This window comes from Kribbella sp. CA-245084 (genome assembly GCF_050942355.1).
GTDB lineage: Bacteria > Actinomycetota > Actinomycetes > Propionibacteriales > Kribbellaceae > Kribbella.
On record NZ_CP192053.1, the window covers coordinates 8,987,017 to 9,002,130 of the forward strand.

The 15,114-nt window shown below is 68.4% G+C and carries 13 protein-coding genes; 4 read left to right on the top strand and 9 right to left on the bottom strand.

Annotation, left to right across the window (positions count from 1 at the left end):
- Positions 1-77 precede the first annotated feature (77 nt).
- A complete protein-coding gene (locus ACQPYH_RS43205) occupies positions 78-704 on the top strand; it encodes a TetR/AcrR family transcriptional regulator (protein ID WP_130442845.1) in 627 nt (208 codons plus the stop codon).
- Here the strand turns inward: ACQPYH_RS43205 and ACQPYH_RS43210 are convergent.
- Positions 701-3,955: a BTAD domain-containing putative transcriptional regulator gene (locus ACQPYH_RS43210; protein WP_432884101.1), complete on the bottom strand. Its 3,255-nt coding sequence runs from the start codon at positions 3,953-3,955 to the stop codon at positions 701-703. The two genes, ACQPYH_RS43205 and ACQPYH_RS43210, sit on opposite strands and share 4 nt — an antisense overlap.
- A gap of 74 nt (positions 3,956-4,029) precedes the next feature.
- Here ACQPYH_RS43210 and ACQPYH_RS43215 point away from each other — a divergent pair, with 74 nt between their 5' ends.
- On the top strand, positions 4,030-5,382 hold the full coding sequence (locus ACQPYH_RS43215) for a serine hydrolase domain-containing protein (RefSeq protein WP_432884105.1): 1,353 nt from the start codon (positions 4,030-4,032) through the stop codon (positions 5,380-5,382).
- Here the strand turns inward: ACQPYH_RS43215 and ACQPYH_RS43220 are convergent.
- From ACQPYH_RS43220 to ACQPYH_RS43240, 5 genes are all read right to left on the bottom strand, one after another.
- Positions 5,379-5,822, bottom strand: coding sequence for a VOC family protein (locus ACQPYH_RS43220; RefSeq protein ID WP_432884108.1), 444 nt, complete (start codon positions 5,820-5,822; stop codon positions 5,379-5,381). The genes ACQPYH_RS43215 and ACQPYH_RS43220 overlap by 4 nt on opposite strands.
- Before the next feature lie 32 nt (positions 5,823-5,854).
- Positions 5,855-6,670, bottom strand: a complete 816-nt coding sequence (locus ACQPYH_RS43225) for an ABC transporter permease (RefSeq protein WP_130442855.1) — start codon at positions 6,668-6,670, stop codon at positions 5,855-5,857.
- Positions 6,667-7,656 (bottom strand): ATP-binding cassette domain-containing protein, encoded by a 990-nt coding sequence (locus ACQPYH_RS43230; RefSeq protein ID WP_432884111.1) that lies wholly within the window; start codon positions 7,654-7,656, stop codon positions 6,667-6,669. Before ACQPYH_RS43230 ends, ACQPYH_RS43225 begins: the two co-directional genes overlap by 4 nt.
- A gap of 96 nt (positions 7,657-7,752) precedes the next feature.
- A complete protein-coding gene (locus ACQPYH_RS43235; protein ID WP_432884114.1) occupies positions 7,753-9,069 on the bottom strand; it encodes an MFS transporter in 1,317 nt (438 codons plus the stop codon).
- On the bottom strand, positions 9,066-9,794 hold the full coding sequence (locus tag ACQPYH_RS43240) for a GntR family transcriptional regulator (protein WP_432884117.1): 729 nt from the start codon (positions 9,792-9,794) through the stop codon (positions 9,066-9,068). The genes ACQPYH_RS43235 and ACQPYH_RS43240 overlap by 4 nt, the downstream gene beginning before the upstream one ends.
- A gap of 284 nt (positions 9,795-10,078) precedes the next feature.
- On the opposite strand from ACQPYH_RS43240, the gene ACQPYH_RS43245 reads away from it, so the two are divergent.
- On the top strand, positions 10,079-11,515 hold the full coding sequence (locus tag ACQPYH_RS43245) for a S8 family peptidase (RefSeq protein ID WP_432884120.1): 1,437 nt from the start codon (positions 10,079-10,081) through the stop codon (positions 11,513-11,515).
- 286 nt (positions 11,516-11,801) lie between these two features.
- Here ACQPYH_RS43245 and ACQPYH_RS43250 read toward each other — a convergent pair whose 3' ends face one another.
- The gene (locus ACQPYH_RS43250) at positions 11,802-12,632 is read right to left on the bottom strand and encodes an EamA family transporter (RefSeq protein WP_432884122.1); all 831 of its coding nucleotides are present in this window, start codon (positions 12,630-12,632) and stop codon (positions 11,802-11,804) included.
- Positions 12,633-12,765: 133 nt separating this feature from the next.
- Here ACQPYH_RS43250 and ACQPYH_RS43255 point away from each other — a divergent pair, with 133 nt between their 5' ends.
- Positions 12,766-13,731 (top strand): hypothetical protein, encoded by a 966-nt coding sequence (locus ACQPYH_RS43255; protein ID WP_432884124.1) that lies wholly within the window; start codon positions 12,766-12,768, stop codon positions 13,729-13,731.
- On the opposite strand, the gene ACQPYH_RS43260 is transcribed toward ACQPYH_RS43255, so the two are convergent.
- On the bottom strand, positions 13,711-14,655 hold the full coding sequence (locus ACQPYH_RS43260) for an NAD-dependent epimerase/dehydratase family protein (protein ID WP_432884127.1): 945 nt from the start codon (positions 14,653-14,655) through the stop codon (positions 13,711-13,713). The genes ACQPYH_RS43255 and ACQPYH_RS43260 overlap by 21 nt on opposite strands.
- Positions 14,652-15,080, bottom strand: a complete 429-nt coding sequence (locus tag ACQPYH_RS43265; protein WP_432884130.1) for a MerR family transcriptional regulator — start codon at positions 15,078-15,080, stop codon at positions 14,652-14,654. Before ACQPYH_RS43265 ends, ACQPYH_RS43260 begins: the two co-directional genes overlap by 4 nt.
- Between the last annotated feature and the right edge of the window lie 34 nt (positions 15,081-15,114).

Genomic DNA, 15,114 nt, shown 5'->3' on the forward strand with positions numbered 1-15,114 from the left:
GACCAACCCGGTTACACCTGCTCCGCAGGGTGGATAGGATGTCCGGCATCTGGCACGGGGTAGCGACAAGAGGTGTGATGAGGGAACCCTCCGTACGCCGTTATTCCGGGCGGTCAGTCGAGGAGTGGAAGGCCGCGCGGCGGGAACGGTTGCTGGCCGCTGCGCTCGAACTCTTCGGGACCGAAGGATATCCGGCGACATCCGTGGAACGCCTGTGTACACAGGCGAAAGTGTCGACGCGGCACTTCTACCACGAGTTCCAGAACAAGGAAGCCGTGCTGCTCGCAGTACACGCGCAGGTGATCGAGTTGGCGGTCCGGAGCACCGGAGACGCGCTCCGCCGGACCGCGGACCGACCGGTCCGGGAGCGGATCACCGCGGCCGTCGACTCGTATCTGCGAACCATCATGGCTGACCTCCGCCGCGCGCGGATCTCGTTCGTCGAGGTGGTCGGCACCAGCCCCGCGGTCGAGGAACAGCGGATCGCGTTCCGGGAGCTGTTGATCGGCAACGTCCGCGACCTCGGCGACACCGCGGTCGAGCGCGGTGAGATCAAGCGCAAGGACTTCCGGTTCCTCGCGCTGGCGTTCTTCGGCGCGGTGAACACCGTCGTCTACGACTGGATGCTGGCCGAACCACGGCCACCGGAGCAGAAGGTACAGAAGTCACTGCGAGACCTTGCGGTACAGCTGATCACCGCTTAGTCGGAACTGAAGCGTTTGCGAAGCTCGGCGACCGCGTCTTCGCGCGTCAGTGCGGCGCCGGCCGAATAGCCGGCGTCGTACCTTTCGTTGCCCAAGGCATCACGTAGGCGATCGACAGACCGTTGTACGTCGCCGTCCGGGATCGACCGCATGCCCCGCAGTACTGTTGCCATCCCGAGGGTCCGCGCCGCGCGCTCCGTCTCGCCGGCGGCCACGTCCACATCCACCGAGGTCTCGACGACCGACGCAAGCAGCGGCATGTCCTCGGTCGTCAGCGCCAACCGCACCGAGTCCCGGTTGCGCTGTTGTGCCAGCTCGAGGTCACCGGTGGCCGCGTTCGTCCGGCTCAGCTGCGCGAGCATGCTCGCCTGTCCGTGCGGCGCGACCCGCTCGGCCTCAAGGTCGAGCAACGCGTACGCGCGCTCCGCCAGGTCCCTCGACTCGTCCAAGGCATCGGTCCGGTACGCGATCCGCGCAAGGCCCATATAGGCCATCGCCTCACCGCCGCGGGACCCTGTCTCCTCGGACAGCCGCAACGCGCGCTCCAGGTCGGCCCGGGCACCGTCGATGTCGCCCAGCTCGATCCGGCTCATCGCGGCTCCGCCCAGCAGCTGCGCGACACCTTCGGTCGTGCCGAGCTCCTCGATCAGCTGGAGCGCTTCGGTCAGCGACTCCAGCGCCAGGGCGTGATCACCGGTGTTGGCCTGGTAGCTCGCGAGCCCGCGCAGCGCCATCGACGTACCGAAGCGGTCGCCGAGCTGGCGGAAACCGTCGAGCGCGACCAGCAGGTTCGCCGCCATCTGCTCGACTTCGCCCTCGTTCTCACGGAACATCGCGCCCATCATCACGCCCATGTTCCGGATCCACGGATCGGGATGCTCGCCGGCTGCCTCGAGCTCGCGGAAGCAGGTCGCCTTGTCCCGCCGGATCGCGGCCCAGACCGCGTTGGTGAACAGTCCGATCCCGGCGTCGACGAGCTGCTTGTGACGCCGGGTCATCCAGCGGACCGTCGCGAGCCCGCGGATCATCTGCTGGAACGACTTGGCCGGATCGTCTCCGCTCGACATCTGGCCGAGCGCAAGCAGGTACAGCGCCTCGGCCTTGTCCAGCGGCGCGCTCTTCCCCGGCACGGCGAGGGCAGCGCGCATCCAGTTGACCGCCTCGGCCGGGCGACCGCTCATCGTCCAGTACTCACCCAGCACCGCAACCATCTGTACGGCGATCCGCGCGGAGCCGATGTCGATCGCAGTACGGAGCGCGTCGAGCAGGTTCTCGTTGTCGGCGGTCAGCCGAGCGATCCAGTGGATCTGCTCGCCGGTCCGCAGCTTCGGTCGCGCCTGACGCAGCATGCGGCTGAAGTACGCCGTGTGCTTGCGCCGGAAGTGGTCGGACTCGCCTGACGCCTTCAGCTGCTCGGCGCCGTACGCACGGACCGTCTCCAGCATCCGATAGCGCACGGACCGCTCATCGGCTGCGGCCTCCACGAGGGACTTGTCCACGAGCGACGCTAGTACGCCGAGCACGGACTCGGGCGGGATGCGATCGTCGCTGCAGATCTGCTCGGCCGCGTCCAGCGTCGCGCCGCCTGAGAACAGCGAGAGCCGCCGGGCGACCGCCTGCTCGTCCGGGTCGAGCAGGTCCCAGCTCCACTCGACAACGGCTCGCAGGGTCTGGTGCCTGGGCAGCGCAGTCCGGGAGCCACTGGTGAGCAGCCGGAACCGGTCCGCGAGCCGATCCACGATCTGTGGCGGGGTGAGCGCCCGCAACCGAGCCGCGGCCAGCTCGATCGCCAGCGGCATCCCATCCAGCCGGCGGCAGATCTCCGCGACCGCGTCCCGGTTCTTGTCGATCAGCGCGAAGTCGGGACGTACTGCGCGCGCTCGGTCGACGAACAGCTGCATCGCCGGGTAGTCGTCCGTGTCGTTGTGCTTGTCCTCGGGCGGCATCGCGAGCGGACCGACCGGATGGAGGTGCTCACCGGGGATGCTCAGCGGCTCGCGGCTGGTCGTCAGCACCCGCAGCCGCGGGCAGGAGGCAAGCAGGGAGTCGACCAGTCCGGCGACCTCCTGGATCAGGTGCTCGCAGTTGTCGAGCACGAGCAGGACGCGGCGGTCGCCGATCACCTCGACAAGCCGGAGCGTCGCAGCCCGGCTGGTCGGGATGTGCTTCGGCGCGAAGCTGGCCGGCTGGACATCGACGTACTCGCTGGCGCCGAGGGTGGACAGGACAGCTGGTGCCACGTCGGCGGCGTCGCCGAGTGGTGCGAGCTCTACGAACCAGATGCCGTCGCCGCTCTGGTCTACGAGCGTCCTACCAGCCTCGGTGGCCAGTCTGGTCTTGCCCGCGCCGCCTGGGCCGACCATGGTGACCAGTCGGGTCCCGTTGCTCATCAGCCGGGTCAGCTCGGCCACGTCCTCCCGGCGGCCGACGAAGCTGGTCAGCGGAGCACGCAGGTTGCTACGTGGCGCTGAAGGCGCAGGAGCTGGTACGGCGGAGGACTTGGCCGTCGGGTCGACGCTGTCGCCGCGCAGTACTGCGATGTGGAGGTCACGGAGCCGGATGCCGGGGTCGGCGCCCAGCTCGTCGGCCAGCGTGGTCCGGACCCGTTCGTACGCCGCGAGGGCCTCCGCCTGGCGACCGTCGGCGTACAGGGCGCGGATGAGGAGCTCGTGGACGCGCTCGCGGAGTGGATGCGTGACCGCGAGCTGCTCGAGATCGGTGATCAGGTCGCGCGCCTGACCGCAGGTGACAGCGGCCTCGGCGAGATCCTCCGCGGCGGCGAGGCGCAGCTCGCCCAGGCGGTCCGCCTCGACTGCGGCGAACGGGAGGTCACGGAGGTCCGTCAGGGCTTCACCGCGCCACAGCTTGTCGGCCTGGGTCAGGAGGGCGTGGGCCCGCTCCGGCTCGGTGGACAGGAGGGCGCGGCCGCGGCGTACCAGGTCTTCGAACTGGAGGGCGTCTACACAGTCCGGACCGATGGTGAGGGTGTAGCCGGCCGGGCCGGACTGGACCGAGATGCTCGACTCGGTCGCGGGGAGACCGGCTCGCAGGCGGGACACCAGGGACTGCAGAGCGTTCGCACTGGGGGCCTCGCTGCCCCACAGTCCGTCGACCAGGGTCTCGACGCTGACCGGTCGCCCGGCGCTCAGCGCGAGGCGCGCGAGCAATCCGCGCAGGCGGACGCCGCGGACGTCGAGCGGAGTCCCGTCAGCCGCCCACATCGCGAGAGGCCCAAGCACCGCTATGCGCACCCCACCAGCCTCGCATATCCAACCGACCAAATCCCCCTGCCTTTTGTCACCTACCTCCCTTAAGGTCGGAACTCGTGACAGATATCGCCGAGCAAACCCAGAACGCACTCACTCGTATCGTTGCCGAGCGGCAGTCGAAGGGCCGGGTTCCCGGGGTGGTGGGCGCTGTCGCCCGCGCCGGGAAGCTGGCCTGGTCGACCGGTGCCGGATCGGCCGACCTGGAGAATCCCGGCGTACCGCCGACCGCGGACTCGCAGTTCCTGATCGCATCGCAGAGCAAGACGCTGACCGCGGTCACGATCATGGCGTTGCGCGACGAGGGCAAGCTCACCCTGGACGACACGGTCGACAAGCTGATCCCGGGCAGCAAGCACGAAGGCATCACCGTCCGGCAGATGCTCAGCCACGCCACCGGCATGCAGCGGGAGCCGGTCGGCGACGTGTGGGATCTGATGAAGTTCCCGTCCCGCGACGAGCTTGTCGACGGGTGGAACGACGCGGAGCGGATCGGCAAGCCGCACAACCGGTTCCACTACTCCAACCTGGTGTTCTCGCTGCTCGGTGAGATCGTCGCGCGGATCGACGGCCGGTCCTGGTACGAGTCGGTCAAGGCGCGGATCCTCGACCCGCTGGAGATGCGCCGTACGACGGTCGGCATGGACGGCGGGCCGGCGCAGATCGGGTACTACGTGCCGCCGTGGACCGACGTACCGGTCCGGGAGCCGCTGCTCGACATCGGCGCGATGGACGCCTGCGGCGGGCTCGCGTCGACGGCCGAGGACCTGGCGAAGTGGGCGATGTTCGTCGCGAACCCGGTCGACGAGGTGCTGTCGAAGGACACCCTCGACGAGATGTGCCAGGTGCAGATCATGGCCGATGTGGACCGCTGGCAGCTCGCGTTCGGGCTCGGGTTCATGCTGCTGCGCCGCGGCGACCGGCTGTTCGTCGGGCACGACGGCGGGATGCCGGGCCACATCACGTCGACGTTCGTCGACCGCGAGTCCGGTACTGCGGGCATCGCGCTCTTCGGCGCCACGTCCTCGCCGGCGCCGAGCGCGCTGGCCACCGACCTGATCATCAAGGTCCTCGAGGACGACCCGCTCCCGCCCGAGGCCTGGGTCCCCGGCACCGACGTCCCCGCCGACGTGGCCGGCGTCCTGGGGACCTGGTTCACCGAAGGCAGCCCGTTCACCTTCACGGTCAAGGCGGGCGCACTCCAGGCCAAGTCCCCCGCGGCCGCGGAGTGGCAGTCTCCCGCCGTCTTCGAAAAGATCGCCGAAGACACCTACCGAACCGTCTCCGGCCGCGAGACCGGCGAGCTCCTGCAGATCACCCGCGACTCCTCAGGCACGCCAGAGAAGTTGCACTGGGCAACCTATCTCTGCACCCGTCAACCGTTGGCCTTCAGCGAGATCAACCCCGGCTAGACCACACAGAAGTCGTTGCCTTCCGGGTCCTGCATCCAGAGGTGGTCGAGGGTGGTGGAGTTCTCCATCGGGACTTCGCGGATCAGGGTTGCGCCGGCGGTCAGCAGAGCTTCGGCTTTGGCGCGGATGCGTTCTTCGCGCAGGTGCTGAGGCTCGGCTCGGCCGCCGGCTGCCTGGAGGTCGAGGTGGAGGCGATTCTTGACCGTCCGGGGCTCGGGGACCTTGAGGAACGAGATGGACGGGAGGATGCCGTCGGGGTCTGAGATCGAGGCCCCGTCGTTCCACTCGTCCTCAGGGACGTTCAACGCGGTCAGCCAGTCCTCCCACGTGTCCCACCCACTCGGCGGATCCGCCTCGGTGTAGCCCAGCGCCGTACACCAGAAGCGCGCGACCACGGCCGGGTCCGCACAGTCGATGGTGAGCGTCCAGTTGGTCTTCATACGACCACTCTGACGCTCACCACCGACAGATTTCAGGTACGGCGGCGGTACGCGCGGATCGCCAGCGGGGCGAAGACCGCGACCAGACCGACCATCCAGGCCAGCGTGATCAGCAACGGCTTCTGGAGTGCGCCGCCACCCATCAGGGCGCGTTCGGTGTCGACCAGGTACGTGATCGGACTGACCTTCGTGAAGGCCTGCAGGAAACCCGGCAGCGTGCTGGTCGGGACGAAGATGTTGCTGCCGAAGGTCAGCGGGAACATCACCAGGAAGGCGATGCCCTGGACGCCTTGGGCGGTCTTCATGGTCAGGCCGAGCCAGACCCAGATCCAGCACATCGACAGCGCGAACAGCAGCACGATCAGCATGGCGAGCAGGCCGTTGCCGACGCCGTTGTGGAAGCGGAAGCCGAGCACGAATCCGCTCGTCATCAGGATCACGATCGACAGCGAGTAGCGGACCGCGTCACCGAGGACGGCGCCGATCAGCGGCGAGATCCGCGCGATCGGCAAGCTGCGGAACCGGTCGAACACGCCCTTGGCGAAGTCGTCGTTCAGACCGACCCCGGTGCCCATCGTCGCGAACACCACGGTCTGCACCAGCAGGCCGGGCAGCAGCACCGGTAGGTAGCCGCGCCAGCCGCCGCCTCCGGCGATCGCGCCGCCGAAGACGAACAGGAACAGCGCCAGGAAGATGATCGGCTGGAACGTCACGTCCGCCAGGGCTTCCGGGTTCTGCCGGATCCGGACGATGTTGCGCCAGGCCAGTGTCAGGCTCTGCTGCACCCAGGCGAACGGCCGTGATCGGCGGGCCAGGTGCGCAGGAGGTTCAAGCGTTGCGGTGGTCATCGACCCGCTCCTTCCAGTACGGCGTCGGACGTCTTCTCTTCGGCGGTGTGACCGGTCAGGGCGAGGAAGACCTCGTCCAGGCTGGGCAGCCGCAGCGACAGCTCGGTGACAGCGATCCCGGCCTCGTCCAGCCGCCGTACGACGACCGGCATCGACGAGCCGTCGCTCACCGGAACGCTGACGAGGGCGTTCACCACGTCGACGTTCGGACGCGTACCGGTGGACTCCGCGACGATCGCGGCGACCCGCTCGATGTGCGCGGGCTCGGCCGGGCGGACGTCCAGCGACTGCTTGCCCGCCTGGGCCTTCAGCTCGGCCGGACGCCCGGAGGCGACGACAGAGCCCTTGTCGAACACCACGATCGAGTCGGCCAGCGCATCGGCCTCCTCCAGGTACTGCGTGGTGAGCAGGACCGTGGTGCCGTCGAGGACCAGGTTGCGGATCGTCTCCCACACGCCGTTGCGGGCGTGCGGGTCGAGGCCGGTGGTGGGCTCGTCCAGGTACAGGATGCTCGGGTTGCCGACCAGGCTCGCGGCCAGGTCGAGCCGGCGGCGCATACCGCCGGAGTACGTCTTCGCGATCCGCTCACCCGCTTCGATCAGCTCGAACCGCTCGAGCAGCTGGTCCGCGCGGACCCGGGACTGCTCCCGGGAGAACCCGAGCAGCCGGCCGATCATGATCAGGTTGCGCCGGCCGGACATGTCCTCGTCGACCGAGGCGTACTGTCCGGTCAGCCCGATGATGCTGCGGACCTTGCCGGCCTCCCGTACGACGTCGTACCCGCCGACCGTCGCGTGGCCGGCGTCGGGCCGGAGCAGGGTGCCGAGAATGCGGACCGCGGTCGTCTTGCCGGCGCCGTTCGGGCCGAGGACTCCGAGGACCGTGCCGGTGGGCACGCTCAGGTCGACGCCGGCAAGCGCGGTCGTGTTGCCATATTTTTTGACCAGACCGACCGCCTCGATGGCGACCTGGTTCGTTGTGGTCATGGTTCCTCCCAGTGGACTACTTCACTGGGAATACCTTGGCTTGGTGCCCTGTCACCGACCTGGCACTTCCCTGACACCCCGTGCCAGCGCGCTGTCTCAGCCCTTCAGCGGAACGATCTGGTTGGCCAGCAGCGCCTGGTACGCCTCCGGGTTGTACCGGGCCAGGTGACCGCGCGCCTTGCGCCGGTACTTGAGGATCTGCCGCGTCCCGATCGCCCACAGCACGTACTGGAACGCCAGCGCGAACTTGAAGTCGTCGATCGTCTGCGGCGCCCCACCGGACGAGGTGTCGAGCAGGATGCCCACCATGCCGATACAGAGCAGCGTGGCGATGAAACCACCGGTGTTGACCATCCCGTTGGCCGCACCGAACCGGGTCGCGGGGTTGAACGTCCGCGCGTAGTCCAGTCCGAGCATCGACCCGGGACCACCAGCAGCCTGTACGACGATCAGCAGCAGGAGCACCGGCATCGGCGCACGGCCCGGCCAGAGCAGTACGACGGTCCACATCAGCACCGAGCCCGCGATCACCGCCAGCACGATCCACGACCGGTAGAACGGGAACCTCGCGGCGTACCGCCCGACCAGCGGGCCATAACAGAGTCCAGCGAGCACAGGGAGGATCAGCATCGCCGCAGCGGTCGTCGGCGCGAGGCCCTGACCCTGGACGAGGAACGGGTAGCCCCAGAGCAGTCCGAACGTGCTGCCGGAGAAGCTGGTGGTGAAGTGCGTCCACAGGCCCAGCCGGGTGCCCGGCTCCTGCCAGGCGCGACGCAGGTTCTTCTTGACCTCGTGGAGCGGCTGCTTCGCCCGGCGGAGCGGTTCGTCGTACGGCGTGTCCTTGATGAGGAACAGCACCAGTACGCCGGCCACAAGGCTCAGCACGCTCGCACCGGCGAACGTGGGCGTCCAACCGAACGCATGGAAGGCAGCAGCCATCGGAACGGTCGACATGATCGCTCCGAGCCCGCCGAGCATTCCGGTCGCCTGTGACATCACTGGCTGCCGCAGCGCGGGGAACCAGGACATGACCACGCGCAGCACGCTGATGAACACCAGTGCGTCGCCAACACCCAGTACTGCGCGTGCAGCGAGCGCAGCGGGGTACGAATCGACCAGGCTGAACGCGGACTGCGCTACGAACAGCAGTCCGGACGCAGCGATCAGCAAGCGCTTGGAGCCGTACCGATCGAGCAGGATGCCGACGGGCACCTGCATAGCGGCGTACACAGTGAGCTGTACGACGGTGAAGCTGGCCAGCGCGGATGCGGAGATGTGGAAGCGCTCGGCGGCCTGCAGGCCGGCCACGCTCATCGAGCCGCGGTGCAGCACCGTAACGAGGTACGTCAGGACAGCAGTGGTCCACACCGCCCAGGCTCGCCGACCGCCCAGGGGGAAGAGGAGTTCGGTCACCGAGTGCCCCGCAGATCATTGGCAGCTTCGGCGATATGCGCGACGACGAGCTCACGGAACCGCTTGACGCTGTTGCCGCCGAGCGCGTCGATCATCTCCTGGTGCGCGGTGATCGACTTGTCCATCCGGGCCGGCTGCACCTCGATACCGGGCACGCCCATCCGGACCTGACGGTCACGCAGACTGTTGTAGAGCTTGGCGAGGATTTCGTTGCCGGCGGCACCGACGATGGCCTCGTGGAAGGCCCGGTCGGCCTCCAGGAAGCTCTTCGCGTCGCCCGCCTTGCGGTGCGCGCGCATCTCGTCGACGCGCTGGGTCAGCCGCTCGATCAGTTGCTTGCGTCGCGGCCACACCTTGGCGGCGGCGTGCGTCTCAAGCAGCTCGCGGGCCTCGAGGACGTCCTCGATCTCCTGCGGGAGCACTGGCAGGACCAGCGCGCCCTTCTTCGGGTACAGCTTGACCAGCCCGGATTCCTCCAGGCGGAGCAGGGCCTCGCGGACCGGCGTACGGGAGACTCCGACCGCGGTGGCGAGCTCGCCCTCGGTCAGCAGCGCACCGCCCGGGTAAGCGCGATCCAGGATCGCTGCCTTCACGTACGCGTACACGCGCTCGGCCGCGGGGATCTTCTCCACCCCCGGCGCGGCCTCGACCACCACCCGGGCGATCTCCGCGGTCTCGTCTCCCAGGATCAACGCTTCTTTCGCCGGCTCCGGCGCCCCGCTCACCACTGAACTCCCCACCCATACGACTGGTATCTCTGTTGTATCTATCTTACACACACAGCTAATCCACCGCCGACGCCGGTTATTCCCCAGCTTGTCCACGAGTTATCCACAGGCAGATCCACAGCATGTGGGCAACTGAGCGTGAACTGATGGACTCTCGGTAGTGACGAATGCAGGGTTTCCCCTGCGTTGTGGATGAGGAACTCCCTCGGTCCGGAATCCGCTCTAGAGTCGCCGGATACGGCCCGGGCCCGTCCGCCCGGGCCCCGCCCCGAGGAGGCAGCGTGTCCCGAATTCCCCGTCCCCGCCGGGTGTCCGCCGGCCTGGCCGCGGCCACGCTGGCGCTGACGTCCCTCAGCGCCGCCACGGCGTATGCCGCACCGCTCGACGACCCCACGCCCGGGCCACTGATGAACTACGTGATCAACACCAAGGCCTCGCCCGGACACGTCCGGAAGGTCGAGGACGCGGTCAAAGACGCCGGTGGGACGGTGCTCTCGTCGTACCGGGAGTTCGGAGTGGTGGTCGCGCAGTCGACCAACGCGAACTTCAAGGTCGACGTGCGCGCCGGACGCAACGGGCGCGAGGTGCAGTCCGTCGGCGCTACGCGGACCGCCGCCGTCAGTGAGGGGGCGGCGGGCGGGTTGAGCTCTGTCGGCTCAGTTGGCTCGGTTGGCTCGGTTGACGAGACCACGGCGACGCCGGTGCTCGATCCGCAAGAGGGCTCGCAGTGGGACATGGTCCAGATCAAGGCGGACCAGGCCCACAACGTGACCGACGGCTCGCGGCGCGTGCTGGTCGGCATCAACGACAGCGGCGTGGACGACACCCACCCCGACCTCGCGCCGAACTTCGACGCGCGCGACTCGGTCAGCTGCGTGAAGAACGGCGTACCGGATCAGACGCCGGGCATCTGGCGGCCGACGACCAGCCCCCACGGCACGCACGTCGCCGGCACCGTCGCCGCCGCGCGGAACGGGATCGGCATCGTCGGTGTCGCGCCGGGTGTGCGGATCGCGTCGGTCAAGGTCGTGAACGACGCCGGCTTCATCTACCCGGAGTACTCGATCTGCGGGATCGTGTGGGCCGCCGAGCACCACATGGACGTGACGAACCACAGCTACTTCATCGACCCGTTCCAGTTCTGGTGCAAGGACAACGGCGACCAGGGCGCGGTGCAGGAAGCAGTACGGCGCGCGTACGCGTGGGCCGCTGACCGCGGGACGCTGTCCGTCGCCGCAGCCGGCAACTCGAACTACGACCTGGCCAACAAGACCACCGACACCACCAGCCCGAACGACTCGACCCCGGTCAGCCGGACGATCAACAACGACTGCCTCGACATGCCGACCGAGCTCCCCGGCGTGATCACCGTCGCCAGCACGACCCAGTTGCGCGTGAAGAGCAGCTTCTCGAACTTCGGCCTGCACAAGATCGACGTCGCGGCACCTGGCAGCTCGATCCTGTCCACACTGCCCGGCGGCGGCTACGGCCTGATGAGCGGTACGTCGATGGCCTCGCCGCACGTCACCGGTATCGCCGCCCTCCTCAAATCCACCCACCCGTGGTGGGGCCCGCGCGACCTCGAGCGAGCCCTCCAACGCGAGGCCGACGACACCGCCTGCCCCACCACCCCCGACCCCCGCTGCACCGGCACCACCGCCAACAACGCCTTCTACGGCGAAGGAATAGCCGACGCCCTAGACGCCGTCCACCGCTAAAAGCCGAGTGGGGGTCCACCGCCCGGGACCCCCACTCATTCACCGGTACCGGGGGAAGCTGGCCAGCCCCCGCGGGTGCCGCCCACCCACGCCTCGTCCGGACCCGCTCTAGCCAGGTTCGTGTGCGCGCAGCACGCCAAACTGCCGGACTGTGAATAGGCGGCGGGGACTGTGGACATGCAATAGCTTGTCCACGGTCCCCAGCGGGTATCTCCAGTTGATCCTTAGCCGGTCACGGAACCGACGTCCCGCAGTCGAGGAGCGGACCTCCGGGCCGGCTGCAGGTCTAGCCGAGGGTGATTAGGACGATGCCGGCTACTACTACAGCTGCGGCTGTGGCTCGTTTGGGGCCGAAGCGTTCATTGAAGAAGAGGGTGCCTATGAGGGCTCCGAAGATGATGCTGGTTTCGCGGAGGGCGGCGATCGCGGCGAGGGTGCCTCGGGTTTGGGCCCAGAGGACCAGGCCGTAGGCGGCCATGGAGACGACGCCGCCGAACAGGCCCGAGAAGATCGCGGGTTTCGGCAGATTGAACGCTTGTGGACCGCGCCACAGCACGACGGCAAGCGGGACCGCGAAGCCTTGGAGCATGAAGACCCAGCCCATGTAGGTGGCGACGGGCATCTTGTGGACGGCGACCCCGTCGACGACCGTGTACGACGCGATCATCAAGCCGGTGCCAAACGCGGCGAGCAGCGCCGGCAGTTGACGGCGGCCGGGGCGGCCGATGAACACGAGGCCGATCAGCCCGGCCGAGATCAGCAGTACGCCGGCCAGCTCGATCACGGCCAGATGCTGGTGCAGTACGACGATCGACACGACAGCGACGACCCACGGCGACGTACCGCGGGCGAGCGGATACATCTGGCTGAACTGACCCAGCTGGTACGACGCCAGCAACCCACCCAGATAAGCAAGGTGCAGCAGCGCCGACGCGACGATGTATCCCCACGTGCCAGCCGGCGGCAGACCGGTCAGCAGGATGGCGACGAGCCCGATCACCCCGGCCGCGAGCTCGAACAGCGCCAGCCCCGCGACCCGATCCGGCGCCCCATGCGCCATCGCGTTCCAGGTGGCGTGCAGAACCGCCGCCCCCAGGACCACAAAGATGACCAGCACCGCCCCAGCCTCTCACCGCCCATCCAAGAAGGCAGCCGGATTATGCCAGCCGCAGACCGCCTCGCCGCCCAGATCGCGAAGGCCCGCGGGTGCGTACGTGGTCGGCATGCCGCTGACCAAGGATGATGGTCCAGTGGACGTCTCCCTCGAGCAGCGTTTCTACGACGCAGCCGCCCGCCGTACGTCGGACGCGGCCGGCCTGATCGACGTCGCCACCCGCTTCCTGGTCGAAGGCCTCGACTCCCCCGCACTGCGCGAGCTGGCCGGCGCGCCTCATTCGACCCGCTCGAAGGACCTCCGCCGGCTCCTGTGGACCTCGCTCGCCGAGCTGTCGATCCCGCGTTCGACCCGCGACTCACCCGGCCAGAAGGTGACGCAGGACGGTACGACGTACGCCCGGCTGCCCACAGACGAGCTGCGCTTCGCGATCGTCCCGGCACGCGAGCTGGAGCGCTCGTACGAGGTACTCATCTACGTCAACGGCGTCGAGATCACCGAGGCCGGGGCCGGAATGGGCATGCACCCGTTCGACCTGGTCGTCCCGGCGAACCAACTCGTCGCGACGACGGAGCCGCGGCGGGTTCTAGTTGCCCGGTGCACCTGCGGCGAACCGGGCTGCGGCTCGACCGAGGCCGAGATCACCCGCGACGGCGATGCTGTGCACTGGGACTGGTACGTCGATGCGCCGCTCGATCACGGGGTTTCCTTCGAGGCCACGGCGTACGACGCCGCGATCGAACAGCTCGCCGCGGACCGCAGCTGGCAGCAGCCGGTCGACACAGCGTCACGGCTGGTGGTCGAGGACGTAGATCGCGACGTGCTCGGCAGTGCCGGGCTCGAGTTGAGCTGGGCCGCGGCGGATCATCGGGATCCGGACAAGTTCCTCGTGGCGCTGTTTGCCCCGGCCGAGGAGTTCCAGGTGTTCCTGCGGTTCCAGCTGCCCGGACGATCACCTGAAGACGTCGCCGGCGAGGTGGTCCGGACGCTTCGAGCGCGACCACGTAGTTGGTCGGCGACCTTCCATTGCATGGTGGTCGGCAAGCGCGGCCGTCCTTCGATGGCTGGGTGGCGGTGGCGTTCAGAGGACGCCTGGAACTAGGCCGAGATCCCGGAGACTTTCGGCGGTTTCGAGGATGGTGGTTTTGAGGTCGCGGGGTTGCCAGTCGAGCTCGGTTCGGGCTCGGTCGTTGTGGATGATCGGGCGAGGTAGGTCGGGACCCGGCGCTTCTTCGGTGGGGGCTGGTGGGCCGAGGATTTCGGCGATCTCGAGGAAGCTGACAGTCGGACCGTTGGCTACGGCAAGGAAACGCTTGCCTGCGGCATCGGGTGCGGCCATCGCTCGAAGATGCAGTTCGGCGACATCGCGTACGTCGACCACGCCGAAGCGCGCTCGCGGCGCAACAGTCATCGTGCCGTCGAGCATCAGCTTGATCAGCTGCGTCGACGAACGCAGGTCCGCGGTGAGCGTCGGGCCGAAGATCCCGGTCGGGTTCACGACCACCAACTCCGTGTCGGCGTCGCGCATCAGGTCCCACGCGGCCCGCTCGGCGATCGCCTTCGAGCGCGGGTACGGCGCGAGGCCGGGCGTATCGGGATCCGTCCAATCGTCCTCGGTGAACTCCGCACTCGGCTTGGGTGTGTACCCGACGGCCGCGAACGATGACGTCAGTACGACGCGCCGCGCGCCGGCGTCACGCGCTGCCCGCAGTACCCGCAGCGTTCCCTCGCGTGCCGGGACGATCAGCTCGTCGGGATCTTCCGGCTGCGTGAACGGGATCGGCGACGCGACGTGATGAATCTCCGAACAGCCCGCGACCGCGGCAGGCCAGCCGTCGTCGGACAGGAGGTCCGCGGTGACGATCTCCAATCCCCCATCGTCCGCACCACCTCGGCGTACGGCGGCACGCAGTTCGGCGTTCCGGGTCGTCGAGCGGACCGTCGTACGAACCTCGTGCCCCTCGCGAAGGAGCAACGCGATCAGGTGGGTGCCTAAGTACCCCGAACCTCCGGTGACCAGGATCATCGCAGTACCTCCACCACGCCGATGAGGCGCTCGATCGTCGCGGCCTCGGCGGTCGCGTCGCCGCGGTCGCGGGCGTCCCAGAGCGCGGCCTTCTCGCGGAGGTACTCAAGCCGCACCCGCTGGGCGGTGATCTCCGCCTCGATCCGCTCCGCGTGCCGCAGCAGCAGATCGCGCTGCTCGGCCGCGGCCTCGCGACCGCGAATCCGGTTGGCCAGGTACGTGCGCATATCGCCGATTCCGACGCCGGCAGCTCGCAGACAAGCGAGCGCCTCGAGCGTGTCCACGTCCGCGTCCCGGTAGCGGCGATGACCGCTCTGCGCGTCGCGGTCGATCGGACCGACCAGCCCGGCGTCCTCGTAGTACCGCAGCGTCGGCTCGCTCAAGCCGCTCCGCCGGGAGACTTCCTGAATGGTGAAAACCGTCATGCCGCCACGGTCACACACCTCAAGCGCTTGAGGT